Source organism: Ruegeria sp. BG10, assembly GCF_056538575.1.
Genome location: NZ_JBQFTI010000006.1, coordinates 41,061 through 67,366 on the forward strand (window position 1 = coordinate 41,061; position 26,306 = coordinate 67,366).

The 26,306-nt window shown below is 61.0% G+C and carries 28 protein-coding genes; 17 read left to right on the plus strand and 11 right to left on the minus strand.

Annotation, left to right across the window (positions count from 1 at the left end; genetic code table 11):
• The first annotated feature begins 53 nt into the window (after positions 1-53).
• Complete coding sequence (gene rnr, locus ACR0D8_RS18760; RefSeq protein WP_480648800.1) at positions 54-2,312, plus strand: ribonuclease R; 2,259 nt, start codon at positions 54-56, stop codon at positions 2,310-2,312.
• Here the strand turns inward: rnr and ACR0D8_RS18765 are convergent.
• Entirely contained in the window at positions 2,303-2,689 is a 387-nt protein-coding gene (locus ACR0D8_RS18765; RefSeq protein ID WP_480648802.1) for a DUF1801 domain-containing protein, read from the minus strand. The genes rnr and ACR0D8_RS18765 overlap by 10 nt on opposite strands.
• On the minus strand, positions 2,686-3,384 hold the full coding sequence (locus ACR0D8_RS18770; protein WP_480648804.1) for a glutathione S-transferase family protein: 699 nt from the start codon (positions 3,382-3,384) through the stop codon (positions 2,686-2,688). Before ACR0D8_RS18770 ends, ACR0D8_RS18765 begins: the two co-directional genes overlap by 4 nt.
• Before the next feature lie 82 nt (positions 3,385-3,466).
• Between ACR0D8_RS18770 and ACR0D8_RS18775 the strand changes: the two genes are divergently transcribed.
• Both ACR0D8_RS18775 and ACR0D8_RS18780 read left to right on the plus strand, forming a co-directional pair.
• Complete coding sequence (locus tag ACR0D8_RS18775; RefSeq protein ID WP_480648806.1) at positions 3,467-4,180, plus strand: helix-turn-helix transcriptional regulator; 714 nt, start codon at positions 3,467-3,469, stop codon at positions 4,178-4,180.
• Positions 4,181-4,243: 63 nt separating this feature from the next.
• Positions 4,244-5,560: a lytic murein transglycosylase gene (locus tag ACR0D8_RS18780; protein ID WP_480648808.1), complete on the plus strand. Its 1,317-nt coding sequence runs from the start codon at positions 4,244-4,246 to the stop codon at positions 5,558-5,560.
• Between the two features lie 48 nt (positions 5,561-5,608).
• On the opposite strand, the gene ACR0D8_RS18785 is transcribed toward ACR0D8_RS18780, so the two are convergent.
• A complete protein-coding gene (locus tag ACR0D8_RS18785; protein ID WP_480648810.1) occupies positions 5,609-6,916 on the minus strand; it encodes an aminotransferase class I/II-fold pyridoxal phosphate-dependent enzyme in 1,308 nt (435 codons plus the stop codon).
• Between the two features lie 97 nt (positions 6,917-7,013).
• Here ACR0D8_RS18785 and ACR0D8_RS18790 point away from each other — a divergent pair, with 97 nt between their 5' ends.
• Positions 7,014-7,898 carry a LysR family transcriptional regulator gene (locus tag ACR0D8_RS18790; protein WP_480648812.1) on the plus strand — a complete coding sequence of 295 codons (885 nt, stop codon included), beginning with the start codon at positions 7,014-7,016 and terminating at the stop codon, positions 7,896-7,898.
• Between the two features lie 30 nt (positions 7,899-7,928).
• Here ACR0D8_RS18790 and ACR0D8_RS18795 read toward each other — a convergent pair whose 3' ends face one another.
• Together ACR0D8_RS18795 and ACR0D8_RS18800 are read right to left on the minus strand one after the other, a co-directional pair.
• Positions 7,929-9,326, minus strand: coding sequence for an aspartate aminotransferase family protein (locus ACR0D8_RS18795; protein WP_480648814.1), 1,398 nt, complete (start codon positions 9,324-9,326; stop codon positions 7,929-7,931).
• A 75-nt stretch (positions 9,327-9,401) separates the two neighbouring features.
• Positions 9,402-10,085, minus strand: coding sequence for a GntR family transcriptional regulator (locus ACR0D8_RS18800; protein ID WP_480648816.1), 684 nt, complete (start codon positions 10,083-10,085; stop codon positions 9,402-9,404).
• A gap of 140 nt (positions 10,086-10,225) precedes the next feature.
• On the opposite strand from ACR0D8_RS18800, the gene ACR0D8_RS18805 reads away from it, so the two are divergent.
• From ACR0D8_RS18805 to ACR0D8_RS18825, 5 genes are all read left to right on the plus strand, one after another.
• On the plus strand, positions 10,226-11,311 hold the full coding sequence (locus tag ACR0D8_RS18805) for a polyamine ABC transporter substrate-binding protein (protein ID WP_480648818.1): 1,086 nt from the start codon (positions 10,226-10,228) through the stop codon (positions 11,309-11,311).
• Positions 11,312-11,380: 69 nt separating this feature from the next.
• On the plus strand, positions 11,381-12,508 hold the full coding sequence (locus ACR0D8_RS18810) for an ABC transporter ATP-binding protein (RefSeq protein WP_475157379.1): 1,128 nt from the start codon (positions 11,381-11,383) through the stop codon (positions 12,506-12,508).
• On the plus strand, positions 12,508-13,398 hold the full coding sequence (locus tag ACR0D8_RS18815; protein WP_475163375.1) for an ABC transporter permease subunit: 891 nt from the start codon (positions 12,508-12,510) through the stop codon (positions 13,396-13,398). The genes ACR0D8_RS18810 and ACR0D8_RS18815 overlap by 1 nt, the downstream gene beginning before the upstream one ends.
• The gene (locus ACR0D8_RS18820) at positions 13,395-14,213 is read left to right on the plus strand and encodes an ABC transporter permease (protein ID WP_475157382.1); all 819 of its coding nucleotides are present in this window, start codon (positions 13,395-13,397) and stop codon (positions 14,211-14,213) included. The genes ACR0D8_RS18815 and ACR0D8_RS18820 overlap by 4 nt, the downstream gene beginning before the upstream one ends.
• Positions 14,210-15,511, plus strand: coding sequence for an NAD(P)/FAD-dependent oxidoreductase (locus tag ACR0D8_RS18825; protein WP_480648820.1), 1,302 nt, complete (start codon positions 14,210-14,212; stop codon positions 15,509-15,511). The genes ACR0D8_RS18820 and ACR0D8_RS18825 overlap by 4 nt, the downstream gene beginning before the upstream one ends.
• On the opposite strand, the gene ACR0D8_RS18830 is transcribed toward ACR0D8_RS18825, so the two are convergent.
• The 3 genes from ACR0D8_RS18830 to ACR0D8_RS18840 are packed head-to-tail and all read right to left on the minus strand — an operon-like array spanning position 15,506 to position 18,328.
• Positions 15,506-16,465: a phosphotransferase gene (locus ACR0D8_RS18830; RefSeq protein WP_480648822.1), complete on the minus strand. Its 960-nt coding sequence runs from the start codon at positions 16,463-16,465 to the stop codon at positions 15,506-15,508. The genes ACR0D8_RS18825 and ACR0D8_RS18830 overlap by 6 nt on opposite strands.
• A complete protein-coding gene (locus ACR0D8_RS18835; RefSeq protein WP_480648823.1) occupies positions 16,437-17,102 on the minus strand; it encodes a flagellar hook capping FlgD N-terminal domain-containing protein in 666 nt (221 codons plus the stop codon). Before ACR0D8_RS18835 ends, ACR0D8_RS18830 begins: the two co-directional genes overlap by 29 nt.
• A 2-nt stretch (positions 17,103-17,104) precedes the next feature.
• Entirely contained in the window at positions 17,105-18,328 is a 1,224-nt protein-coding gene (locus ACR0D8_RS18840; RefSeq protein WP_480648825.1) for a flagellar hook-length control protein FliK, read from the minus strand.
• A gap of 111 nt (positions 18,329-18,439) precedes the next feature.
• Here ACR0D8_RS18840 and ACR0D8_RS18845 point away from each other — a divergent pair, with 111 nt between their 5' ends.
• From ACR0D8_RS18845 to ACR0D8_RS18870, 6 genes are all read left to right on the plus strand, one after another.
• Positions 18,440-18,721, plus strand: a complete 282-nt coding sequence (locus tag ACR0D8_RS18845; RefSeq protein WP_480648826.1) for a rod-binding protein — start codon at positions 18,440-18,442, stop codon at positions 18,719-18,721.
• Positions 18,705-19,064: a flagellar biosynthesis protein FlgN gene (locus ACR0D8_RS18850; protein WP_480648828.1), complete on the plus strand. Its 360-nt coding sequence runs from the start codon at positions 18,705-18,707 to the stop codon at positions 19,062-19,064. Before ACR0D8_RS18845 ends, ACR0D8_RS18850 begins: the two co-directional genes overlap by 17 nt.
• 208 nt (positions 19,065-19,272) lie before the next feature.
• Entirely contained in the window at positions 19,273-20,484 is a 1,212-nt protein-coding gene (locus ACR0D8_RS18855) for a flagellin N-terminal helical domain-containing protein (RefSeq protein ID WP_475157408.1), read from the plus strand.
• 77 nt (positions 20,485-20,561) lie between these two features.
• Positions 20,562-20,936, plus strand: coding sequence for a flagellar biosynthesis regulator FlaF (gene flaF, locus ACR0D8_RS18860; protein WP_480648831.1), 375 nt, complete (start codon positions 20,562-20,564; stop codon positions 20,934-20,936).
• Positions 20,936-21,337 carry a flagellar biosynthesis repressor FlbT gene (gene flbT / locus ACR0D8_RS18865; RefSeq protein WP_480648832.1) on the plus strand — a complete coding sequence of 134 codons (402 nt, stop codon included), beginning with the start codon at positions 20,936-20,938 and terminating at the stop codon, positions 21,335-21,337. The genes flaF and flbT overlap by 1 nt, the downstream gene beginning before the upstream one ends.
• Positions 21,334-22,128: a DUF1217 domain-containing protein gene (locus ACR0D8_RS18870; RefSeq protein ID WP_480648834.1), complete on the plus strand. Its 795-nt coding sequence runs from the start codon at positions 21,334-21,336 to the stop codon at positions 22,126-22,128. Before flbT ends, ACR0D8_RS18870 begins: the two co-directional genes overlap by 4 nt.
• A 104-nt stretch (positions 22,129-22,232) precedes the next feature.
• On the opposite strand, the gene ACR0D8_RS18875 is transcribed toward ACR0D8_RS18870, so the two are convergent.
• The 3 genes from ACR0D8_RS18875 to ACR0D8_RS18885 form a co-directional block, all read right to left on the minus strand.
• The gene (locus tag ACR0D8_RS18875; RefSeq protein WP_480648836.1) at positions 22,233-23,804 is read right to left on the minus strand and encodes a DUF427 domain-containing protein; all 1,572 of its coding nucleotides are present in this window, start codon (positions 23,802-23,804) and stop codon (positions 22,233-22,235) included.
• A gap of 107 nt (positions 23,805-23,911) precedes the next feature.
• A complete protein-coding gene (locus tag ACR0D8_RS18880; protein ID WP_475157427.1) occupies positions 23,912-24,613 on the minus strand; it encodes a winged helix-turn-helix domain-containing protein in 702 nt (233 codons plus the stop codon).
• Positions 24,585-24,872 (minus strand): hypothetical protein, encoded by a 288-nt coding sequence (locus tag ACR0D8_RS18885; protein WP_480648838.1) that lies wholly within the window; start codon positions 24,870-24,872, stop codon positions 24,585-24,587. Before ACR0D8_RS18885 ends, ACR0D8_RS18880 begins: the two co-directional genes overlap by 29 nt.
• 176 nt (positions 24,873-25,048) lie before the next feature.
• On the opposite strand from ACR0D8_RS18885, the gene ACR0D8_RS18890 reads away from it, so the two are divergent.
• Together ACR0D8_RS18890 and ACR0D8_RS18895 are read left to right on the plus strand one after the other, a co-directional pair.
• Positions 25,049-25,537, plus strand: coding sequence for a hypothetical protein (locus tag ACR0D8_RS18890; RefSeq protein ID WP_480648840.1), 489 nt, complete (start codon positions 25,049-25,051; stop codon positions 25,535-25,537).
• Positions 25,538-25,648: 111 nt separating this feature from the next.
• Positions 25,649-26,266 (plus strand): ribonuclease HII, encoded by a 618-nt coding sequence (locus ACR0D8_RS18895; protein WP_480648842.1) that lies wholly within the window; start codon positions 25,649-25,651, stop codon positions 26,264-26,266.
• Positions 26,267-26,306 lie beyond the last annotated feature (40 nt).

Genomic DNA, 26,306 nt, shown 5'->3' on the forward strand with positions numbered 1-26,306 from the left:
GCAGCGCCTTTTTTGGTCATGACGCAGTCGCATCCCCGTGCTAGGCCGAACCCATGACTCGCATCCCCACCAAGCAAGAGGTCCTGGACTGGATCTCGGCGAACCCAACCCTGACCTCGAAACGTGACATCGCCAAGGCTTTTGGCATCAAGGGCGCGGACCGCATCGACCTGAAGCGCATCCTCAAAGAGCTTGAGGCCGAGGGCCATCTGGAAAAGCGCAAACGCAGCTATCGCGACCCGGATCGTCTGCCGCCGGTCAGCGTATTGCAGGTGAAAGCGCCCAATGCCGATGGCGATCTGTTCGCGCGTCCACTGGAATGGCATGGCGAAGGGGTTGAGCCGATTGTCCTGATCGTCGCCCGCGCCAGCGATCCGGCGCTGGGCGAGGGCGACCGCATTCTGGCCCGGCTGACCGTGGTGCATGAGGAAGACCACAATTACGAGGCGCGCCTGATCCGCCGCATCGGCACCAACCCGCGCAAGATCGTGGGTATATTCCGCAAGGGGGCTGAGGGCGGGCGGATTGTGCCCATCGACAAGACCGGGCAGAACGAATGGCTGGTCCATGATGGGGCCGTGATGGGCGCAAAAGACGGGGAGCTGGTCGAGGCCGAACAGGCCGGGCCAAAGAACCGCATGGGTCTGCCGCGGGCGCGTATCGTGGAACGGCTGGGCGATCCCTCGGCCCCCAAGGCGGTTTCGCTGATTGCGATCCATCAGCACGGCATCCCCGACGATTTCCCGGACAAGGTGATTGCCGAGGCCGACAAGGCCAAACCCGTCGGCCTGAAGGGGCGCGAGGACTTACGCGACATGCCGTTGCTGACCATCGACCCCTCGGATGCGCGCGATCATGACGACGCCTGTTACGCCCATGCCGATGATGACCCGAAAAACCCCGGCGGCCATGTGATCTGGGTCGCCATCGCCGATGTCGCCGCCTATGTGCAGCCAGGCACTGCGCTGGACCGTGAGGCGCGCAAGCGCGGCAACTCCAGCTATTTCCCCGACCGCGTTGTGCCGATGCTGCCGGACCGCCTGTCGGGCGATCTGTGCTCGCTGCACGAAGGCGTCCCGCGGGCCTGTATCGCGGTACGGATGCAGATCGACGCCGATGGCAACAAGATCGGCCACCGGTTTGTGCGCGGGCTGATGCGCTCGGCCGCGTCGCTGCATTACGCCGAAGTGCAAGAGGCCATAGACGGCACCCCCAATGACCGCACCGGGCCTTTGCTGGAACCGGTGCTGAAGCCGCTCTATGCCGCTTATGTCGCGTTGAAAAAGGCAAGGGCGGTGCGCCAGCCACTGGAACTGGACCTGCCCGAGCGCAAGATCGTGCTCAGCGACAAGGGCGAGGTCGAAAGCGTTGCTTTCCGCGACCGGCTGGACGCGCATAAGCTGATTGAGGAGTTCATGATCCTCGCCAATGTGGCCGCTGCCGAGACTCTGATCGCCAAGCGCCGTCCGCTGCTGTTCCGGGTACACGAGGAACCCGCGCCCGAGAAACTGGAAAGCCTGCGGGAAACGGCGCAGGCGGCGGGTCTCAATCTGGCCAAGGGACAAGTGCTGCAAACCCGGCATCTGAACGCACTGCTGAATGCGGCGGCAGGGACCGAGGATGCTGAGCTGATCAACCTGACGACGCTGCGGTCGATGGCGCAGGCCTATTACAACCCCGAGAACTTCGGCCATTTCGGGCTGGCGCTGCGGAACTATGCGCATTTCACCTCGCCCATCCGCCGCTATGCCGACCTCATCGTGCACCGGGCGCTGATCTCGGCCCATGGCTGGGGGCAGGACGGGTTGACCGAGGATGAAATCGCGCGGCTGGAGGAAACAGCCACGCATATCTCGGACACGGAACGCCGCTCGATGATGGCCGAGCGTGACACGACCGACCGGTATCTGGCGGCCTATCTGAGCGAGCGGGTAGGCAATGAGTTCTCGGGCCGGATCAGCGGCATCGCCCGCTTTGGCGCTTTCGTGAAGATGGACGAAACCGGCGCGGATGGGCTGGTTCCTGTACGCTCCCTGGGGCGCGAGTTCTTTCATTTCGACCGCGAGGCGGGGACTCTTATGGGTTCGGATACCGGGCTGATCATCGCCATCGGCCAGCGTGTCACCGTGCGTCTGACCGAGGCGACGCCAGTGACCGGCGGGCTGGAACTGGAACTGCTGTCCATCGACGATCAGGCCTTGCCGCGTGGGCGTGGTCCGAAAGGCCGGCCGACCCGCCGCAAGGCGGTCAGCGCCAAGCGCAAGAAAGACAAGATCAAGCGCAAGGTCGAACGCAAACGCCGTCAAAGGTGATAGGTCAGCGCCCGCGCAATCAGCCAGCCGTGGCGGGTATGGTCGATCTGATCCGGGTCGTCGAATAGTACAGCGCGATTGCCGTCGATCCGATCCTCACCAGGAAAAGCCGAGGTGAAGTCGCCCATGAGGCGGCTCTGACAATGCACGAACAAGGCAAAGCTTGCAGCTTTGTGCCCGCCCAGCCGGATCGTAGAGCCTTTGGGCGACAGATAGGCAGGCTGACCCCAGCGCAGCGCCTCTTGCAGGGGTTGCGCCGCGGGCAGCGACCCTGCCGTTTCAAATACTAGCTTGCGTAGGGCCAGAACACCCGCGCGGGTGTTTTCGGGAAATGCCTGAAAAGCGGCTTCTACGGCAGGGTCGTCAAACGGTGTCATGTCAGCGGGATCGCCTGTTCGATGCGGTCAATATAGCTGCTGAGCAGGTTATCCTGTTTGATCCGACGGGTCAGCGCCGTTTCCGCAGGTGTCGCGCGCATCGCGGCTAGAACCGGCCCAACGCTCATATCTGCCGCGGTCGGGTGCTCGCCCAGCAAAAACGGCGACTGCCACAGAAAGGCCGAGATCGCCTCCAGATCGCGTTCCAGCCTGTCCGTGCGATCTGCGTCCGAGAATCGCGACACGCCGACACCATCCATCCGTTTCAGCACGGATTTGCGAATTGAGTTGGTCACGGGCCGGCGGATCAGGGCCGGGATTTCATTGAAAAACGTGTCCCGCAGGATCGGCCAGACCTGATCATTGCCCCAGCGGTCCAGTACGATGTGGTAATAGATATGCTCTTCGGCCATGCGGATCAGCGCGCGGGACTGAGCTTTCTGCACATCGCTCAGACCTTTGTCAAAGTCGGCACCCTGCGCTTCCAGCCAGTCGCGGATCAGGTCGCTGTCTGGCAGCAGGCGATCCGGTGTGCGCAGAACCGGCAGCTTCTGATGCGGCATCTTTCTGGGGTCCAGCATATCCGACCGCTGCCAGTGCTGGCCGGAACGTTGCAGCATCAGGGCGGTCTTGACGCAGAAGGGGCTGGCGCTGAACAGGCCAAAGGCAGAAGGGAAGGTCAATAGGGTCAGCATCGGTGGCTCCGTGATTGGGATGCCAGAGGGATACGTTGGGCTAATGACATTTCCTGTCATCAGGTTTAGGGTAGCTTGCAGTATGTCCCGCACCGCCCGCCTGTTTCAGCTGATGCAAGCCCTGCGCTCTGGCCCGTCACCGAAGACCTCGGTCCAGCTGGCGCAGGATCTCGGCGTATCGCCCCGAACGGTTCATCGCGACATCGACGCGTTGCGCGGCCTGGGCGCGGTAATCGACGGCGAGGCCGGGTTTGGCTTTACCCTGATCGAAGACGCCACCCTGCCACCGCTGGGCTTTACCGATGATGAGCTTGAGGCGCTGGTCCTGGGTCTGCGCGAAGTGCAGGCGATCGGCGACCCCGGTCTTTCGGACGCGGCCGGTGCGGCGCTGCACAAGTTGCAGGGGCGCTTACCGCACCGGCAATCTCATCGGCTGAGCCACGCCGTCCTGACGGCAACACGTTTTGACCGCCCAAAAAAGCCGACCATCGACGTCTCAAACCTGCGGCAGGCGACCTGGGACGAGCGGGTCGTTCAGTTCGCCTATACCGACGCCAAGGGGGACGACACCCGGCGCCGGGTCAGCCCGCTGAGTATCGTCTATATGGATCGCGCCAGCGTGCTGCTGTCATGGTGCCACCTGCGCGAGGATTTCCGCGTCTTCCGGCTGGACCGGATGCAGGAGATGACGGTGACCGACGACAGTTTCAGACCCAACCGGGTGCCGATGCTGCGCGCGGCGCTGGTGCAGATCCGCGCCGAGCGGGAGGCAAAAGAGTGTGATCCCCCGTCCTGAGCGCTTTGTGAATTTCCGATTTTGCGCTATCCTGCTGTCGAGCAGTGATCAGGACAATTCGGAATGCGTGTATGCACAGGTGGCGTCATGACCGCCGCACTATGGGCATCCGTTCTACAGGCGGATCCAACAGGACATTCATCACAGTCACCGGACGGCAAACAGCCCGGCACGTATCAGCTGGCCTCGGCGGATGTGGCCGTATCGATCCGGCCCGTCCTGCGGCCATCGACAAGGGAGTACCGGGTGTCGACCGAAGGAAATGCACGCTTTCAGGCGTGGCTGGGGGCGTTCCGTGAGCGGGCGCTGTCGCAGGGCATCACGGCATCCACGCTGGACCGGTCGCTGGCTGGCCTGACCTATGACAAAGAGGTCATCGCCCGCGACCGCAATCAGGCCGAGTTTTCCAGACCCATCTGGGAGTATCTGGATGCAGCGGTTTCCGACGCGCGCGTCTCCAATGGCCGTGCAGGGCTGGCGCGCCATCACGCGGCGCTGACCCGGATCGAGGCCGAATATGGCGTCAGGAAAGAGGTGGTGGCGGCGATCTGGGGTCTTGAAACGTCGTACGGAACGTTCCGGGGCAGCGATCACACGATCCGGTCGCTGGCGACCCTGGCCTTTGATGCCCGGCGTGCGTCGTTTTTCGAATCCCAACTGATCGCCGCGTTGCAGATTGTTCAGGCCGGGGATGTCCGCCCCGCGGACATGGTCGGCAGCTGGGCCGGGGCGATGGGGCATACGCAGTTCATGCCGACCTCGTATCTGGATCATGCGGTGGATTTCGACGGTGACGGACGGCGCAATATCTGGTCGGACGACCCGACCGATGCGCTGGCTTCGGCGGCAGCCTATCTGACGCGGCACGGCTGGACGCCGGGACAACCCTGGGGCGTCGAAGTACGCCTGCCCAGGGGGTTCGATTATGCGCTGGCCAGACGGGATCTTACCCTGTTGCCGTCGGAATGGGCGGATCGCGGAGTCATGACGCCGCACGGCGAGCCTGTGCCGGATCACGGGCAGGCGGCGATCCTGCTGCCCGCGGGCGGTCAGGGCGTGGCGCTGATGATCTTTGACAATTTCAGGGTGATCGAAGCCTATAACGGCGCGGACGCTTATGTGATCGGCATAGGCCACCTGTCCGACAGGCTGGCGGGGCAGGCCCCTTTTCACGCCGCATGGCCGCGCGATGACCGGGTGCTGAGCTTTACGGAACGCAAGGAACTGCAATCGCGCCTGACCGAAGCCGGATTCGACACGCAGAGCGTTGACGGCCGCATCGGGCCGAATACGACCAACGCCGTGCGCGCCTATCAACTGGCTCAGGGGTTGCTGCCCGATGGATATGCCAGCCTGAACTTGCTGGAGCGGCTGCGGTAGCCTTGTGTCAGGCGGCCCGCCGCCGCCTGTACCCGTAGCCGTCCTTGCTCAGTGCACGAAATGCAGGCGCGAGAACTCTTTCCGCCAGGCGGCGACCTCTGGTTGGATCGGCTCATCGTTTAACCCGCGCCGGATCAGATCCGCCAGTCGCGCTGCGTCCCCGGAGGTCATACCCCAGCGCACCAGTTCGGGCGTGCCGATCCGAAGCCCGTTCATATCACCCTCGACCGCTGGAACAGGCAAGCCGATGCCGCAGGCGAGGAACCTGTTTTTGCGCAACTGTTTGGACGCAGCCTGCCCCCCGCCAAAGCCCTGTGCCAGAACGGCAAACTGGTGCGAGTTGGTGAACCCATGCGCGCCGGAAAACACCGGCACGCCATTTGCATCCAACGCCGCGGCCAGCGCCTGCGCCATAGCAATCATCTCATGCGCATAGGCGGTGCCGAAATCCTTCCAGTCCAGCATTGTCACTGCCAGAGCCGCCGTTTTCGCCGCGTCGAAGTTTGCCGTCATGCCCGGGAAAGCGATGGCATCAAGCGCTTTTGCAATCGCGGCGTCGTTGGAGACGATCAGGCCACCGGCAGGCCCGCCCAAGCTTTTGTAGGTGCTCATGGTCATGAAATGCGCGCCTTCGGTCAGGGGGTTTGACCACGCCCGCCCCGCAATGATCCCGCATTGATGGGCGGCGTCAAACATGACCTTCGCCCCGACTTCATCAGCGATTGCCCGGATGTCGGCCACAGGATGTTCGAACAGGTTCAGGCTGCCCCCGATTGTGATCAGCCTGGGGCGTTCAGACAGGGCCAGGGCGCGCAACAGGTCCAGATCGATGGTATAGCCGTCGGCATTGACCGGGGCTTCGACGATACGCAGACCGTAAAGACCGGCACATCCCGAAACGTGGTGGGTGACGTGGCCGCCAATGGAAGCCGGTGGCGCAATAATGGTGTCACCCGGTTTGCAGGTCGCCATGAAGCCATAAAGATTGGCAATGGCCCCGGAGGGCACCCGCACCTCGGCATATTGCGCATCAAAGACTTCCGCACATAGCTGAGCGGCGATCACCTCAATCTCTTCTATCGCTTCCAGCCCCATCTCATATTTGTCGCCGGGGTAACCAAGCGACGGGCGCGAACCGATGCCCGAGGACAAAAGCGCCTCGGCCTTTGGGTTCATCACATTGGTCGCAGGGTTGAGGTTGAAGCACATTTCCTCATGGATAACGCGGTTCTGTTCCGCAAGATCCCCGATCCGCTCAAGAAGCGCCCCGGAAGAAGTCGACGCGGCGCGGGTCGCGATATCCTGAACCAGAGTTTCGCAGTTGCCGGGTACCCAGTCTCTTTGTGCAAGTGTCATGACACGCCTCCTTGGTCGCGCCCATCTTGAAAGCCGAACGATGACAACGCAAAGCAGATTTGCTATTTCTTGCCGTAGAAAAACTAAGGCTATGAAAATGAGTGTCGCCCCCAAGCGCCCCAAAGGCCCGCCCTTGAACGCCATGCGCGCCTTTGAATCCGCCGCCCGCCACGTCAGCTTTGTCGCCGCCGCCGAAGAGCTGAATGTCACGCCCGGCGCGATTTCTCAGCATATCAAGACGTTGGAAGGCTGGGCCGGAATGCCGCTGTTTCGCAGAAATGCGCAGGGTGTCGAGCTGACCCGGGCAGGAAAGGCCCTTGTGCCGGGTTTCACATCGGCCTTTGACGGGCTTGCAGATGCCACCCGCGCCCTGCGCAACCTCAAGCCGCACGCCGAATTTCACATCGCGGCCCTGCCGTCGATTGCGCAGCTCTGGCTGCCGAAGCGGCTTGGCAAGATCCGCGCCCACTTTCCCCAGATCAGCTTTTCGGTCACCGCGATGGAAAGCCCGCCCAGTCTGTCACGGGAGTTGTTCGACTTGTCGATTTTCTTTGCCGTTCCCGACGGTTCCGCATGCCAGATCAGCATTTGCAGGGACGAGATTGCCCCCGTCTGTGCCCCCGAACTTCTGGATCGTGCACGGGGCGATAACGGCTTTGACACTTTGCCCCTCTTGCATGACCTGACCTGGGTGCAGGACTGGTCCCTTTGGTCACAGGAATCCGGCGTTCCGATTCAGGACCCCGAAAGCGGCCCACAGTTTTCCTTGTACAGCCTGGCGGTGGAAGAGGCCAAGGCAGGGGCGGGAGCGATTATGGGGCATCTGTGTCTGATCGAAGACGCGCTGTCCGCCGGAGAGTTGAGGCGGATGCACAGCACCTCATGTTTCGCGGGACAGTCGCTTGTGCTGCAACTGCCCCAAAAACAGCAGCGGCGTTCTGAAACAGATCAGGTCGTCGCATTGCTGACCGACAGCGCCTGAGAGCGTCCACCGTCGATCGGCAACCCTGGCTTAAGACGCGGCTTTCATCAGCCCCTGTTCAATGATGTCAGACTGCGCCTCATCCAGCGATTTGTAGATGCGCACGAACATCTCGTCGATATCCGCAGGTGTCAGGATCAGCGGTGGTGAAATGATCATCCGGTCGCCGACATGGCGCATGATCAGGTTATTGCCAAAACAGCGGTCGCGGCAGACATAGCCGACCGTGCCCGGATCTGACGCAAACTTGGCGCGGCTGGCCTTGTCCGGTGTCAGCGCGATGGACGCCATCATGCCCACGATCTTGGCCTCGCCCACCAGCGGGTGATCGACCAGAGCTTCCCATTTCTTTTTCAGATAAGGGGCGGCGACATCGCGGACGTGATCGACGATCTTTTCCTCTTCGAGGATGCGCAGGTTTTCCAGCGCCACGGCAGCCGCGACAGGATGACCGGAATAAGTGTAACCGTGGTTGAACTCGGTTCTGCCGATCACCTCGGCGATCTCGTCATTGACGATCGAGCCACCGATGGGCGCATAGCCCGAGCTGAGGCCCTTGGCGATCGTCATGATATGCGGCCTGATCCCGACAGTCTGCGATCCGAACCAGTTGCCGGTGCGGCCAAAGCCGCAAATCACCTCATCCGCGATCAGAAGGATATCGTACTTGTCGCAGATGCGCTGAATCTCGGGCCAGTAGGTATCCGGCGCGACGATAACGCCGCCAGCGCCCTGCACCGGTTCCGCGATGAACGCCGCGACCCGGTCTTCGCCCAGTTCCAGAATGGCCTCTTCCAACTCGCGCGCGCGGGCCAGTCCGAAATCCTCGGGCGTCATGTCGCCACCTTCAGCCCACCAGTTCGGCTGGTTGATGTGATGGATGTTCGGGATCGGGATGCCGCCCTGCGCATGCATCCCCGCCATTCCACCGAGCGAGGCCGAGCCCACCGAGGAACCGTGATAGGCGTTCTTGCGGCTGATGATGATGTTCTTGTCGGGCTGGCCCTTCTCGGCCCAGTAGGTGCGCACCAGCCGGATGTTGGTGTCATTGGCCTCGGACCCGCCTGCGGCGAAAAAGACATGGTTCAGATCACCCGGCGCGATCTCGGCCAGTTTCGAGGCCAGCGCGATGGCGGGCACATGGGTCGTTTTGAAAAACGTGTTGTAATAGGGAAGCTCGCGCATCTGGCGGGCTGCGGCCTCGGCCAGTTCGTCGCGGCCATAGCCGATATTGACGCACCACAGGCCCGCCATGGCGTCCAGAATCTCTTCGCCTTCACTGTCGGTCAGGTATACGCCCCGGGCCCGCGTGATCACACGCGCGCCCTCGGTTCCCAGCGGCCCGTTGGCCGAGAAAGGGTGCATGTGATGCGCCGCATCCAGCGCCTGCAATTCGGCGGTCGGCATGTGATTGGTGATGGTGGACATCAGAGAATCTCCTGCAAGCGAGGTTGGCGATCACAATATGATCAAATTTTTTCCTGTCAATCGAATCGGGTGACGCTAGGGGGCTGTCAGCGCGTCCGCCATCAGTTCCATCCCCTGTTCGATGTCCTGCGCCGTTGCTTTCGCCACGCCTTCGGCATCGCCCGCGCGCAGGGCCGAGATGATGTCCTTGTGCCGGTCCGGCAGGCTCTGGGTGCCGAACCGGCCGCAGACCACACGCAGGGACGGACCGAATCGCAGCCACAGCCGTTCTGCGAGATCGCTGAGAATCGGCGCGTCCGCATGGGCATACAGAGTTTCGTGAAAAACATGGTTCAGATGCAGATACCCGCCGACATCGCCATCCGCGATGGTTCGATCCAGACGCTGATCCAACCGCTCAAGCCGGTCGATGTCAGAGGCGGTCATTACGCTTGTTGCGCGCCTGGAAAGTTCTGATTCTATTGATGTTCTTGCAAATATCAGCTGTTGAATATCGCCGTCGGACAACAAGGGCACACTGACCCGACGGTTGCCCTGAAACACCAGCGCGCCATCTGAAATCAACCGACGAATCGCCTCGCGCACCGGCGTCATCCCAACGCCAAGGGAATCGGTCAGGCCCTGGATGGTGACAGGCTGCCCGGGCACCAGTTCCCCATACAGGATCTGCGACCTGAGGGTCTGATACACCGTCTCATGCGCGGGCCGTTTCTGATCACCCGACGTTGAGCCGGATGCCGTATTTTTGATCAAATCCAATCGATTTGCCCTGTTTCCATTGAAGTTAACTTGTCAGGTGCCAGACCCCGTGAAACCATACGCGGGATCGGGGGAAAACGCAAAACTTGATCAAATCCAAAAAAACGGGAAAATACCCGTACACTTGCAGGGAGAATAATATGTCAATCAAAACGCTGACCATGACAGCGGTCATCGCATTGGGGACTTCGGCGGCTTCCGCCGAAGAGGTGCGTGTTTACAACTGGTCCGACTATATCGACGAAGAACTGCTGGAGAAGTTCGAGGCCGAAACCGGTCTGACCCTTGTCTATGACGTGTTCGACAGCAACGAGGTTCTGGAAACCAAGATGCTGGCCGGTGGATCGGGCTATGATGTGGTGGTGCCGACCGGGACGTTTCTGCAGCGCCAGATTCAGGCCGGCGCTTTTCAGGAACTGGACAAGGCGAAACTGTCGAATGCGGGCAATCTGTGGGACGTCATTCAGGAACGCACCGCAGGCTATGATCCGGACAACGCGTATTCCATCAACTACATGTGGGGCACCACGGGTCTTGGGGTGAATGTCGCCAAGGTCAGGGAAGTGCTGGGTGATGATGTTGCGCTGAACAGCATGGATCTGGTGCTGAAGCCCGAGAATATGGAAAAGCTGGCCTCGTGTGGCGTGCATTTCCTGGACGCGCCGACCGAGATCATACCGATGGCATTGCAGTATATCGGTGAAGATCCCGACAGCCACGACAAGGACGTCATCGCCAAGACCGAAGAGGTCCTGACCGGTGTGCGCCCCTATGTGCAGAAATTCCACAGCTCTGAATACATCAACGCGCTGGCGAATGGCGACATCTGTCTGGCCGTCGGCTGGTCGGGCGACATCCTGCAGGCGCGGGACCGTGCAGCCGAGGCGGATAACGGTGTGGAAATCGAATACCACCCCTTTGCCGAGGGGTCGCTGATGTGGTTCGACCAGATGGCGATTCCGGCGGATGCGCCAAACCCCGAGGGCGCGCATCAGTTCCTGAACTTCATTCTGGACGCCAATAACATGGCGGCCGCGTCGAACTATGTGTATTACGCCAACGGCAACAAGGCCTCACAGGAGTTCCTTGAAGAAGATGTGATCGGCGATCCGGCGATCTATCCGGATGATACGACGATGCAGAACCTCTACATCACGACACCCTATCCGGCGAAAACACAGCGGACCGTAACCCGCCTGTGGACCAAGATAAAATCGGGCACCTGATCCGATCTGTCTGCGCAAGGCGGCCCGTCCGCCTTGCCCCTTTTTTCAGATAGTCGAACGGGGGCCGTTTTGAACTCTGACGTCTTTGCGCCGTGGGATGACCCGCAGGCGAAACCCTTGATCCAGTTCCGGAATGTCACCAAACGGTTTGGAGAATTCACGGCCATCGACGATCTGTCCCTGGATATCTTCGAGAAAGAATTCTTTGCCCTGCTGGGCCCCTCGGGCTGCGGCAAGACCACGATGATGCGGATGCTGGCCGGGTTCGAAACCCCGACCGAGGGGCACATCCTGCTGGGCGGACAGGATATCGACCCGATCCCGCCGAACAAGCGGGCGGTGAACATGATGTTCCAGTCCTACGCCCTGTTCCCTCACCTCAGCATCTGGGACAACATCGCCTTTGGCCTGCGCCGGGACAACATGCCCAAACACGACCTTGAAGACCGGGTCGAGGAAATGCTGCGCCTGACCCGGCTGGAACAATTCGCCCGACGCAAGCCGCATCAGATTTCGGGCGGGCAACGTCAGCGGGTGGCGCTGGCGCGGTCACTGGCCAAGGCGCCCAAGCTGTTGTTGCTGGACGAACCCCTGGGGGCGCTGGACAAGAAGCTGCGGCAGGACACGCAGTTCGAACTGATGGACATTCAGGAAAAGACCGGCACCACCTTTGTGATCGTGACCCACGATCAGGAAGAGGCCATGACGGTCGCCAGCCGCGTTGCGGTGATGGATCAGGGCCGGCTGATGCAGGTGGCGACGCCGGACAAGATTTATGAAAACCCGAATTCTGTCTATGTGGCCGATTTTATCGGCGATGTGAACATCATCGAAGGGCGCGCCACCGCAAACGGGGATGACACCTATCAGATCGACTGGGCCGAAGGTCAGGCGCCGCTGACGGCAACCTCGTCGGCGGGTTTGTCGAACGGGCAGGGATGCCATCTGGCGATCCGGCCCGAAAAGGTTACGATTTCAGCCGACCGTCCGACCGACGCGATCAACGCGGTGCAGGGAAAGGTGCATGACATCGCCTATCTGGGCAACCTGTCGACTTATCACGTCGAGTTGCCGAACGGCACGATCATCAAGGCGCAGACGGCCAATACCCGCCGCATCTCGCGCCGGTCGTTTACATGGGAAGACCCGGTCTGGCTGTCCTGGACAGCGACGGCTGCGGTTTTGTTGGCCAGCTGATGCGCCGCGCGTTTCTGATTGCGGTTCCTTATGTCTGGCTGCTGGCCCTGTTTCTGGTGCCGTTTTTCATCGTTCTGAAAATCTCGCTGTCGGATATCGAGCTGGCGATCCCGCCCTATACGCCGACGCTGGACCTGTCGCAGGGCTGGGCCGGGATCAAAGAGTTCTTCAGCCAGCTGGATTTTGAGAACTTCGTCTGGCTGACCGAAGATGATCTTTATTGGAAAGCCTATCTGTCCAGCGTCAGGATCGCCGTGATTTCGACCTTGCTGACGCTGCTGGTCGGCTATCCCATCGCCTATGGTATGGCCCGCGCGCCTGCGGAATGGCGCCCGACGCTGATGATGCTGGTCATTCTGCCGTTCTGGACTTCGTTCCTGATCCGCGTCTACGCGTGGATGGGGATTCTCAGCAACGAAGGCTACCTGAACCAGTTCCTGCTGTGGATCGGCATCATCTCGACCCCGCTGACCATTCTGAATACCAACACGGCGGTCTATATCGGCATTGTCTATACCTACCTGCCCTTCATGATCCTGCCGATCTATTCCGCGCTGGAGCGAATGGACGAATCCCTGATCGAAGCGGCTGAGGATCTGGGCTGTTCGCGTGTTCAGGCGTTCTGGCTGGTGACGATCCCGTTGTCGCGCCCCGGCATCATCGCCGGGTGCTTTCTGGTGATGATCCCGGTTATCGGTGAGTTCGTGATTCCCTCGCTGCTGGGCGGGTCAGGCACGCTAATGATCGGCAAGGTTCTGTGGGAGGAGTTCTTTTCCAACCGCGACTGGCCGGTGGCCAGCGCGGTGGCGGTTGTCCTGCTGCTCATCCTCGTGGTTCCGATCGTGCTGTTCCAGCGCAACCAGCAAAAGCAGACGGAGGCCGAACGATGAACAGGCTCAGCTGGTTCAATGCGGTGTCGCTGACGCTGGGATTTGCGTTTCTTTACATCCCGATGATCATCCTGATCATCTTCAGCTTCAACGAGAGCAAGCTGGTGACGGTCTGGGCCGGGTTCTCGACCAAATGGTACGGCGAACTGGTCCAGAACCAGGCGTTTCTGGATGCTGCATGGGTGACCTTGCGGGTTGCGGTATTCTCGTCAACTCTTGCGACCATTCTCGGCACGGCGGCGGCCTATGTGCTGGTTCGCGGTGGGCGGTTCTTTGGCCGAACACTGTTTTCGGGCATGATCTACGCGCCGCTGGTGATGCCCGAAGTGATCACCGGCCTGTCGCTGTTGCTGCTGTTCATCGGAATCGGTCTGGATCGCGGTATCCTGACCATCGTGCTGGCCCACACAACCTTTTCGATGTGTTTCGTGTCGGTCGTCGTGTCCTCGCGCCTTGTGACCTTTGACCAGTCGCTGGAAGAGGCGGCGCTGGATCTGGGCTGTTCGCCCGCGCAGGCGTTCCGGCTGGTGACATTGCCGATCATCGCGCCGGCGGTGATCTCGGGCTGGTTGCTGGCCTTTACGTTGTCGCTGGATGATCTGGTGATCGCGTCGTTCACCTCGGGCCCGTCGGCCACGACCCTGCCGATCAAGATTTTCTCTGCCGTGCGTCTGGGTGTCAGCCCCGAGATTAATGCATTGTCGACGATCATGATCGCGGTGGTGACGGTGGGGGTCATCACCGCGTCTCTGGTCACGAAACGCGCGATGGTGCGGCAAAAACAGGATGAAATGGCTGCTGCGCGGGTCGAATGAAACGGGTGTTTCCAGCCTATGCCTATGGGCCCGGTCCGCGCGCGGAATGTTGGTGGGACGAGACGATTGCCAGCCCGGACTGGCCGGTTCTCAGCGGCGACCTCAGCGTTGATGTCGCCATCGTCGGCGGCGGTTTCACCGGTATTTCGGCTGCGTTGCACCTGGCCGATGCCGGGGCCACGGTCGCCGTTTTCGAGGCCGGGACGCCCGGTTGGGGCGCTTCGGGCCGGAATGGCGGGTTTTGCTGTCTGGGCGGCTCCAAACTGAGCCCGACCGCCATGGCCCGGCGGTTCGGGGAAGGTTCCGCGCAAAGTTATGCACAGGCCGAAGCGGATGCCGTTCATCTTATCTCGGAACTTATGGCGGCACACCGGATCGACGCGGATGTGCATTCGAAGGGTGAAACGCAGCTTGCCCACAACCCGCGCACGATGGAGCGCCTGCGCCGTACCGCGGACGCATCAGGGGTGTTGCACGAGGCCGCCGACTTGCCGGGGCTGGGGTTCGGCAGCGCGTTCCACGGCGGCTATTCCGTTCCGGTGGGCTTTGGGCTGAACCCAAGGAAGTACCTGTTCGGTCTCGCCCGGGCTGCCCGATCGCTGGGTGCCGGCGTTTTCAGCCAAAGCGCGGTTCAGAGCATCCGCAGAACACGGCACGGCTTTGACCTTTTGGCGGCGTCACGCCGGGTCACGGCGTCGCAAGTGCTGATCTGCACCAACGGATATTCCAGCGAGGATATCCCGCCCTGGTTGTCTGGCCGCTACATGCCCGCGCAGTCCACGGTATTGGTCACGCGTCCGATGTCGGATGCCGAAGTGCGGGCGCAGGGCTGGACCACTGATCAGATGTGTTACGACACGCGTCATCTGCTGCACTATTTCCGCCTGATGCCGGACCGGCGGTTCCTGTTCGGGATGCGGGGCGGCCTTCGGTCCTCTCCGCGGGCCGAAGCGGCAATCCGTCAAAAAGCCCGGCGCGATTTCAGGCGCATGTTTCCGGAATGGTCCGGTGTTGACGTGACGCATATGTGGTCGGGCCTGGTGTGCCTGTCCCGGGGGCTGGTGCCTTATGCGGGGCCTGTTCCGGATCAGCCGGGGATGTTCGCCGGCTTGGCCTATCACGGCAACGGCGTGGCGATGGGCACTTATTGCGGGCGGGCAATGGCGCGGTTGGCTCTGGGCAAGGACGCCGGATTGCCCGATCCGATGTCGCAACCTCCGGCGCGGTTCCCGTTGGGGCCGTTGCGGCGCATTTTGATGCCGCCTGCATATGCCCTGATGGCGCTTGCCGATCTATGACAAATGCAGCGCGGCGGTTTCCAGTTCAAGACCCGCCGCGTAATCCGGCGCGCCGTTTTCGACGCGCCATAGGCAATAGGTCGCCATCCGCCAGGCGAACCATCGGCGCAGGGTTCTGTACCGGTTCGTCAATTCCGGGTGATCATAGGCGTCCAGAAACTGATCTTCTTCCATTTGGGACAGGGGCGCGCCGCGATACAGGTGCTGCATCGCAGGCGACAGGAACAACGCCAGATCCTCGCACGGATCCCCCTGCGCGGGGCATTGCCAGTCAATCAGGGTCAGGCCGGATGCCGCGACAAGAATGTTTCCCGCAACCGGGTCGCCGTGAATCAGGCATGTGTGCGGTGTCGGTGGCACCGCTTCGCTTGGACACAACCGCTGAAGGTCGTGGCGCGTATCTGACTTGCAGCTTTGCAGAATGCTCTGCCCGTGTCGGGCCAGATCCGCGCTGCCATTGCATCCTTCGGGCGCCTGCACGGCCAAATCCAGGCTGTGAAGGTGGCGAAGCAACCTGGCCACGCGGGCTGGCCCTTCCTTCCAGGGGGACCCGGGTGCGTGATCGTAAAAGACCCAGCGGCTGTTATCATGCTGCCCCGCCGCGCGCAAACGCGGGACGAATCCCGACGAATCAAGCGCCCGAAGGCACTCGGCCTCCAGCTCTGCGTCGTTTCGGAAAAGCGGGTTGCGGAATGCAGTGCGGTAGAGTTTCAGAACCTTGCCGCCATTTTCCCCCAGCACTTTCCAGACCTGATTTGTGCGCCCGCCATACAGCGTTTGGAACTGGGCGTCGGCGTCCAGAAGCCCCCGGCGGCGCAGGTCGTCAACAAGATCCAATGGCGGGAAGGTCGGGTCAGACAGTTGGGTCACCGATGCAGCAAGCGAGTCGAAGGTTGCAAAGGTTACGCCTGTCCGGCCCCGCAGATCAAGATCCGGTTCGGACGGCCGAGACAATCCCGGCCGGAACGACCTGACCACCTTCCAGGGTCAGAAGGACGGTGTCGTCACCCACCTGGGCCTCAATCACCCGGTTGTAGGCGGACACCAGTTTTTCTGAAAGCAACTCTTCCCCGTCATAACTTTCCAGCCTTGCGGTATAGTTTCCGGCGGTAAGCGGAGTGCCTTCGCTGTCGGTTCCGGCCCAGACGAATTCCGTCTCAGATGCGGATACCGGGAACCTGTCGATGACCGTGTCATCCTGATCGCGGATCACGATCTGCGCGCCGTCCGCAGCGGCATCCGCCTGCGCGAAAAGGGTCACGGGTGCGCCATCAAAGTGAAAGGCCCCTGCCGTGCGGACATCCATACCCACCCAACTTGCAAGTTCCTCAAGGTTGACACTGCCCAGCGACAGCGCCAGTTCGGACAGCAAGTCGTTGGTCTGGACCTGCTGTTCAACCATTGAAAACTGCGCCAGTTGCGAGGCGTATTCCGAGGAATCCAGCGGCTCCAGCGGGTCCTGATTCTGGGCCTGCGTCGTCATCATCAACAGGAAGGTTTCGAAATCGGATGTCAGGGCCGAGGTCCTTGACTGTGTCGCCGGCTGGGGCTGCGTGTTGGTCTGGGCCGTGGATTGCGTTGCGGTGATCATCCTCAAATCCTTATGTCGATGCGCCCGTCCGGGCTCATTCCTGAAACAGCCGGGCCAGCCTCGGCGATATGTTCGGCGTGCGATGGCGGCACCTGATTGCCCCCTTCCGGCCCAGGCTCATCCTGCCGGGTGTCAGAGGGCGTTCCCAGATCCAGCGACAGATCGCCAAGCCCCAGATTCCGGAATTCCGCCTCAAGAACAGAGAGATGCCGCCGCATCATGTCCAGCGTTTCGGGCCGTTCCGCCGCGATCGTAAGGTGCAGGCCGTCGTCGCGGCCGTTCAATACTATCGAGACGCGCCCCAGTTCTTCGGGGTTAAGCGCGATTTCTACCGCGCCGGAGTGTGGGCGCGCTTTGATGACCGATGCCATCTGACCCGCGACCGCCCGGGCCGTTTCCGCCCGCGCGCTGGCCGAAACAGAGTGCGCGGCATGCCCGGCGTCACGGGTTGCGGAGAAAACGGAGGTCTCCTTGATCGCGTGAGCCTCCTCGGTATCCCCATCTGGCACTGCCTCGCTGCTGGCGGTGTTCGATTCGGATGCCATCAGCTGCATCTGAACGAATGAGGGCGCGCGATCCGGCAGGGCGGACCTGTTGGGTGCCGGGCCGGGCGTAGCCGGCGCGGGCACCTCGCCGCGTGCGATTTCACCGGACACGGCGTTGCCCGTCTCGTTACGCGCGCGCGGTTCGCCAATCGCTGAACGAGCATTCTTTGGTGTCAGGGCCGCGCCAGTCGCATCGCCGGACGGCTGAGGCCCCTGCGAAATTGGGGCGACAGTCCGGTGAATCACCTGATGATCGTTGCGGTGCGACGGCGTATGCAGGCCGGTCGGTTTCGCGTCGGGCACAGTGGCACTGTCAGTCGCCTCCTTCGGCATGGCAGCCGTGGGCATTTTTGCAGGCGGTTCAGCACGCGTCGCAGCCAGCGCGTCCGGGCGGGTCCCAATCGGGTGTTCATCCAGGTCAGAATGCGGTTTGGCCTCCGCCTCAGACGAGATTTCAACCGGCTCTGCTTCGGTACTGAGTTCTTCCGATTCCGGCGCAACCTCAGGCTCCTGTGCCTGCATGACGGCGATTTCAGGCGCTTCGTCTTGCTGATCCGCCTCCTGATCCATGACCGTCTGAAACGACGCCGCACCGTTCGGCGCGCGTTGCTCTTTTGTGTTCGCGTCGGTCTTCGCGGCGGCAGATGGCGGCGACAGCACTGCTGATAGAGGGTTGGGCATTTTGCTCCGGCTCCGGTTGTGTGACCCGAAACCTGCCGGCAGGAAGTTACGTTTATTTTAACCGCTTTCGCCTTTGATCAAGAAAGTTCGATGCAAATTTCGGAGAAGGCCATGAAAATTTCCGCACCCCCTCCCACAGCGCAGCCGCCAACCGGGACTGAGAAATTAAAGGCGGCCGCGGTTGAGCTGGAGGCTGCATTTCTGACGGAAATGCTGAAATCGGCCGGTCTGGGCGAGGCGCGCCAAACCTTTGGTGGCGGTACGGGAGAAGATCAGTTTTCCTCATTCCTCGTGCAGCAGCAGGCCATGCAGCTAGCACAGTCCGGTGGGGTTGGCCTGTCCGAAATTCTGTTTCAATCCATGATGGAGAAAGCCGATGGCGATCAAAACTGATCCTGAATTGATCAGGTCCCTGGAAGACGTTCTGGATCTGGAGCGCACCGCGCTGGTCGAGGGGGACCTTGACCAGTTGAACACGATGGCCCCGGAAAAGGAAAAACTGATCGGGGCGATCAACGCGCTGGAGGTCTATGACAGTGACGATTTGATCCGTCTTCAGAAGAAGGTCGAAAGAAATCAGGCGCTGCTGAACAGTGCCGCCGAAGGGATTCGCGCCGTCGCCGGCCGGATGGCCGAATTGCGGCGGGTGCGGCAGGAATTCAGCACTTATGGGGCGGACGGACAACGCAGCGGCTTTGCCGTGCGCAGCCATGCCAAGCTGGAAAAACGGGCATAGCAGAGGGTTTGATTCAAATCCGAATTTTCCGGCCAGAGCGCTTTAGCACTCCGTTAGGAGATCGACGGCAAAGGTGATCGGGCACCTGAAACAGCAGGTGGCGCGAACAGCCCGACGGCGGGTCGCACAGATCAGAAAGACGTCAAAGCCCGCATGTGGTGCGGGAAAGCATGGGCGCAAAGGGCCCGAACGGAAAAGGAAGAAAGCTATGTCCAGCATTCTGACCAACAATGGCGCAATGGTTGCGCTGCAGACCCTGAAATCGGTCAACAAGAACCTGGCGCAAACCCAGAACGCGATCTCGACCGGTAAGGACGTCGCAACGGCAAAGGACAATTCGGCCGTCTGGGCGATTTCCAAAGTCATGGAGTCCGACGTCAACGGGTTCAACGCGATCAAGGACAGTCTTGCGCTGGGGGAATCAACGGTGGCGGTCGCGCGTAACGCGGCGGAAACGGTCACCGACCTGCTGACCCAGATGAAAGGCAAGATCGTCGCGGCGCAGGAAGACAATGTCGATCGTGGCAAAATCAACGACGACGTGACCGCGCTGAAGGATCAGATCGCATCGGTCGTCAGCGCTGCACAGTTCAACGGGCTGAACCTGGTGGATGGCTCGTCGGGCTCTGCCTCGATCTTGGCGTCGCTGGATCGCGACAATACCGGGGCTGTGACTGCGTCGTCCATCAACGTCGCCGGGCAGAACCTGTCGACCGGTGGCTACGTCGCGGCCCAGGTGTTTGACGGATCGACCGGCGCGTCGACCGGCAATGATCGCGTCGGTGCGACGATCGACAACGGTGCGACCTCTGCAACCGCGCTGGTGACCGATGAAACCAGCGGGGCATTTGCCGCAGGGGACAAGGTGGTTGTTGCGATTGACGATCAGGTTGTTTCCTACACGGTGTCCGCGGCGGATGCCGCAGCCACCACCACCGGTGACCTAGTTGCCGTGGGTCTGAAGGCGAAAATCGAAGAGCTGGGGATCAACGGCCTAACCGTTGATTACGACTCGGGCACCGCGGGCACCCTGTCCGTGACCAACGGCACTGGCGAGGATATCTCGTTCTCGGCTCAGTTCGTGAACGCGGGCTCCGGCGGGCTTGGCGCGCTTACGGGCATTGACGTCTCGACCGGTGCGGGCGCAACCGCCGCTTTGGCCGCGGTCGAATCGCTGATCGACACCTCGATTGACGCTTCGGCGGCCTTTGGTTCGTCGCAGAGCCGGATCGAAACCCAGAAAGAGTTCATCTCGAACCTGGCGGATTCGTTCAAATCCGGCATCGGGTCGCTGGTCGACGCCGACATGGAAGAAACTTCGGCCCGTCTGCAGGCGCTCCAGGTGCAGCAGCAGCTGGCCACCCAATCGCTGTCAATCGCCAACCAGGCGCCGCAGTCGATCCTGTCGCTGTTCCGGTAAGTTTCGGAACCCGGCCGGGGCGTGGCGACGCGCCCCGGTTCTGATCGCCCCAAGACGGACTACTGGAAGGATCTCAAGTGACACCGCAAACTCTTGCACAGCGAGCCTATGCGCAGACCGCCGCGCCGACACGGACGCCTCGCGACACCGAATACGAGGCGATCTCGAAAATCACGCATCGGCTAAAGGCAGCGGCCGCCCGGCAAAAAGCCGATTTCGGCGGGTTTGTTCAGGCGCTGCACGAAAACCGCCGCCTGTGGACCGTGCTGGCAAGCGGAGTTGCGGATTCGGACAATGCCCTGCCCAATGACCTGCGCGCCCGGATCTTCTATCTGGCCGAGTTCACCGAGCAGCACAGCAGCCAGGTTCTGGGCAACAAGGCATCGGTTGAACCCTTGCTGGAAATCAACATGGCCGTCCTGCGCGGCCTGCGCCAGATGGGGGCCTCCTGATGGGCGGGCTGGTTTTGAAACTGGCACCCAAGGAACGGGTGCTGATCAATGGCGTGGTGCTGGAAAACGGCGATCGCCGCAGCCGGTTCTCGATCATGACGCCACAGGCCAATGTCCTGCGCCTGCGCGACGCCATTCACCCGGAAGAGGTGAACACCCCCGTGCGGCGCGTCTGCTACGCGGCTCAGCTTGTTCTGTCCGGGGATATGGAGCCGGAACAGGCGCGTCAGCAATTGCTGCGGCGCGTCGAGGAGCTGAGCCAGGTCTTTACGGACGCTGACAGCCGTCGCGTCCTGTCCGAAGCGACCGAGGCCTTGCTGGCCGAGCAGTATTACAAATGCCTGAAGGCCCTGCGCGCGCTGTTGCCGCGCGAAGAACGGCTGATGGCCTACCAGCAGTGACTTTTCAGCCGGTCATCCCCTCTGGCGGCCTGGTCGGCTGGCGTTTTCTGCAACGCACCTACGACGCGCAGCTTGACAGCTTTTCAACCTCGGCCGTCAACGAAAGAGAGGCCGCGTATTTTCTGGAAAACATCGGGAATGTGCGATCGGCAGAGGATTTGGTTTCGGACCGGCGCCTGCTGCAGGTCGCGCTGGGTGCCTTCGGGTTAGAGGATGACATCAACAACCGGTACTTCATACAAAAGGTTCTGTCGGATGGAACCAGCGCCGAGGATGCCTTATCGAACCGGCTGTCTGACAAGAGGTACCGCAAGTTTTCCGAAGCTTTCGGGCTGGGTCCGGGAGATATACCCAAGACGGGCCTGATCACAAACATGGAAGAAATCGCACGGGACAATGTTGTGTCCCGGTTCGAGGTCTCGGTTGGTGAAGCCGACGAATCCATGCGCATCTCACTCTATGCCCGGCACGCACTGCCTGATCTGGCCGCCCAGAGCGGAAGTGCAGATACCAAGTGGTTCGAACTGATGAGCCTGCCGCCGCTGCGGAACATGATGGAAACCGCGCTTGGGCTTCCACCGAGCTTTGCGCAACTGGACATCGACCGGCAACTTGACGTTTTCAAAGACCGGTTGACGGGCCTGACGGGGTCTGACGACCTGAGCCAGTTCACCGACCCGGCGGCCGTTGACCAGCTGACCGACCGATACCTTGCCCGCAGTCAAATCGCTCAGCTACAGAACACGGTTTCACCGGCCCAGGCCGCCCTGATCCTTCTTGGCGCGCAATAGGACTTTTCCCGGATGCAACTGGCCGCCCTTTGTTCTGATTGGAGGTCGCAGCACCTCAAACGGGATTTGCGCGGCGCGGTGGGGAACACCACCGCAACCGGGCATCAGGCGTTCAACACCTCATCCGCAGAGGTTCGGAGCGCAAAGGAAGGCACCGGCTGTGAGACATTGTGCAGCTTGATATCCCCCAAAGGCAGCGCATCGGCGCATGCGGGCACGATATCGGCTGACACGACGATCCGGTGATTCACCGTCTTGCCGTATTCACCCAGACGCGCCGCAATATTCGCGGCCTGCCCGATCACGGTGAAATCCAGCCGTTCGCGGGACCCGACATTGCCATAAGTCACGCGCCCATAGGCGACGCCGATAGAACAATCACAATGATCGTCCGTTCCCGACAGGCGCAGCTCGCCGAGTTTTTCAACTATTTCGACGGCCGAGCGCTGGGCGTTCTTGCGCGCCGAGATCGAGTCATCACCGGCGGGGAACACTGCAAGGACAGCGTCCCCGATGAATTTCAGCACTTCACCACCGTTTTCATGCACAATGCCGGACACGGTTTCAAAGAACTCATTCAGCAGGTTGATATAGGCGGTGCGCCCAAGCTTTTCTTCCAGACTGGTCGAATTGCGCAGATCGCAGAACATGATGGCGGCGTCGATCTCGTCGCCGTCACCGCGCCGGATTTCGCCCCCTAGGACGCGCGCGCCCGACCGCTTGCCCACATAGGTTTCCAGCAGGACCTGCGCGTTTTCGCGCTGCATGAACACTTCGTAGTATCTTGCAATCACGGTCGAGCATTCAAAGACCAGACCCAGATTCGCGGTGGTGAAACCGTCCGGGTGGTCGCAGGTCAGGGTCAGCACATTGGTCCGGCCATCGGAAAACGGCAGCGGCATGGCGACATAATCGGTTGCGCCTTTTGCTCTCAGATCCTCCATTATCGGAAAACTGTTCTTGGGGTTTTCATCATTCAGCCGCTGACGCACACCGCCCAGCCCGTTGGACACATGACGCAGGGGGCTGTTGATATAGGCCGGGTGGTCGTGGATTTCATAGGTGGGCACATTGGTCGAGATTTCGGCCTCGCCTTTTTCCCAGATGTAATGTTTGCCGGCGATCAGCGGATGCAGCGACCATGCCAGGATGCTCAGGCGCTGAATGGCAATGCCATGTTCCAGCATCTTCTCGGCCAGCGCCTTGGTAAAGGCTTCGGGCGTGTCATTTTCGGATGCACCGCGCATCAGCCAGTCGATCAGCGGGCCGCTGATATTGCCGTCATCGGGGTCGCGCAGCCTGTTTTCGCCCAGGTCGATCCGGGTATAGGCACCGGGCATGAACCCGATATGGCCCTGAATGGCGACGCTTTCTGGCAGCGCCTCTTCATAGGCCCAGACGGAGTTCGCCAGCCGCTGCCCGTCAAGAACGACATCGTGATAGGTTGCCGTCCCCTTGAAGGGGCAAAAGGTCTGCAACTCGGTTTCTTCGCCAAGATCGACGCTGACATCTTCACGCGGAAAATAGATCGTCGGCGGCAGCCGCGTTTCGTACATGACCTTGGCGTTGGTGCTAGCGGCCAACAGAGTCTCATCCCGGTAAATCGCGATTCGACCGTTCAACCGCTCAACTGAGATCCCATAGCCCTTGATTTTTGGTGTGGCGTGGACGTTCATCATCAACCTCCCTGGCACGGGGTCTATATATGATGGTGCCTTGTCCGAGGTTTTCCAAGGGGTGTAACCGCCATTTTATCACACAAGCCCTGTGCGATGCTGTGGCTTCAGACCATCTGGATCACGTCTTTCTCGATCGACAGCATATAGCCCTTCTTGGCGATATTCTTGACCAGCAATTCGCTGACCATCTGGTTGCCAAGCGCATCCCGCAGCCGTTTGATCCGGGTCGCGCCTGCGGCCTCGTCACAATCTGCCGCATTCTTGCCGGAGATCATCGCCTCGATCTGGGCACCGGACAGAACCTCGTCATCCAGCCGGGATTCCGCCAGCACCGACAGGGTCTCCATCGCGGCTGCGGTCAGTTTGAAGTCCATATTGTTCAGATAGACGGTGTTTTCCTCGCGGCTGATCAGCAGGGATGTCACCTGAATCCCGGTACGTTCGATCTGCGCCATTCGGCGGTTCAGCATCACCAGCATCACCAGAAACACCAGCGCGGTCACCAGCATGGCGCTGGCAAAGACCAGCAGAACAAAGATCACCATGCGGTAGCTGGACAATGTGTCGGCAAAGGCCGTGCCCGACTGGGCCAGAATCTCAAGCAGGCGGATCTCGGTCTGCGAGGTCAGGTCGCTTTCGACGAAAAGCCGTTCGACCCGCGCATTGAAGGCGTTGGCGTCGGGCAGAGTCCAGAACAGGAAAATCGCGGCGGTCACCAGAATCAACACGATCGCCACGATGCCCGCGCCGACCAGTCTGACACCTGATCGCCGGGCCTCAGTAACGGAGATAGAATTTTCCGGCATTGGCCTTCCTTTTATCCAACCCATCCGGTCCGAAAACGGACATCACGTTCAGCAAGGTCCAACCGGACCCTTTCAGACGCTGGGCGACTTCTTTCCGTGCCTGCCCTTTGCCGCAGGCCGAAACCTGCATGACGCCATAATGCAGGCGCAGCGGATTGTCCTGCTTGGCCTTGTAGTCGGCGTAACATTCCGCCGCCGGAGCCGCAGTGCCCAGCGATATCAGGGCCAGGATGGCCAGAGAAGAGAGGATCTGTTTCATAGGCCGCATCCTGCGCATGGGTTGTACGGATATTCAATAACCTAAGGGGTTTCGCGGGGCTGATATCGGATAACAGAGGGGCGTTATTGCTTGTCTGCGCGGGGGGCGGCCAGTGTTGGGCATCGAACACACGGCCTGCAACCGGGCCCTCCTGAGACTTCAGAAGGACAAGCATCATGCATAAGAAATTCATCGCACTGATCGTTGCATCGGCAGTCGCCATCACCGGCGTATCGGCGTCTCAGGCGCGGGCTGCCGATACCGGAGACATCCTTGGCGGCCTGGCGGCCATTGCCCTGCTGGGGGCGGCCGTCAAGCATTTCAGCGACGAAAGCAAAAAGAATTCGGTGACGCACAACTACAACCACGTTTATAAGGCGCCCAAGAAGCACGTGTATGTCACGCCGAAGATTCGGCCGCACTATGTGCGCCCGCTGCCGAGACATGTTGCGCGGTATGACCTGCCGCAGCGGTGCTTGCGCACGTTCAAGGCGTATCCTCACAAGCGCCCGCTGCTGGGGACGCGTTGCCTGAGCAAGCATTACAAATACAGCAATAGCCTGCCGCACCAGTGCAAGGTCGGGTTCTGGAACGGCAGAGAGGTCAAGCGGGCATACGAACCCGCCTGCCTGCGCCAGAAGGGATACCGCGTGAGTTACAAGTAACGGTTTTCGAGCAGGAGCAGCGCCACAGAAGCGCCGCGTGGGAGAGGGTGGTGCAAACTGCTCTCTCCCTTTTTTCTTGCGCAATGGCGCGAAACCCGGTTTTTCGGCGATATGAAGGACCCGGATTACGGATTTGAATCAGCGGCGGCGGCGCAGGGCTATCTGCGGATTGCCGGCGTGGATGAGGTTGGCCGCGGGCCGCTGGCCGGGCCGGTGGTTGCGGCGGCGGTGATTCTGAACCCGGACGATATCCCCAAAGGCCTGAACGATTCCAAAAAGCTGACGGCCAGGCGGCGCGGTGCCCTGGATGCCGTCTTGCGCGAAACGGCTGAATTTGCCGTCGCGAACGCTTCTGTCGCCGAGATTGATGAATACAACATCCTGCGCGCCTCGCATCTGGCGATGGAGCGCGCGGTGGCCGCGCTGGACCCGCCGCCGGATTATCTGCTGATCGACGGCAATATGATTCCACGCAACCTGACGATCCCGGCACAGGCGGTTGTAAAAGGGGACGCGCGCTCGGTGTCGATTGCGGCCGCTTCGATCATTGCAAAAAACTGGCGCGATCAACTGATGGTGGATTTGGCGCAACAGCACCCCGGCTACGGGTGGGAGACAAATGCCGGTTACCCGTCGAAACAACACAAGGATGCGCTGCGAAATCTTGGTGTAACCCCACACCATAGACGTTCGTTCAAACCGGTCCACAATATCTTGTATCAAGAGTAAATCGTAAGTCGCTGATTCAAAAAAGAATTTGACGGCGAAT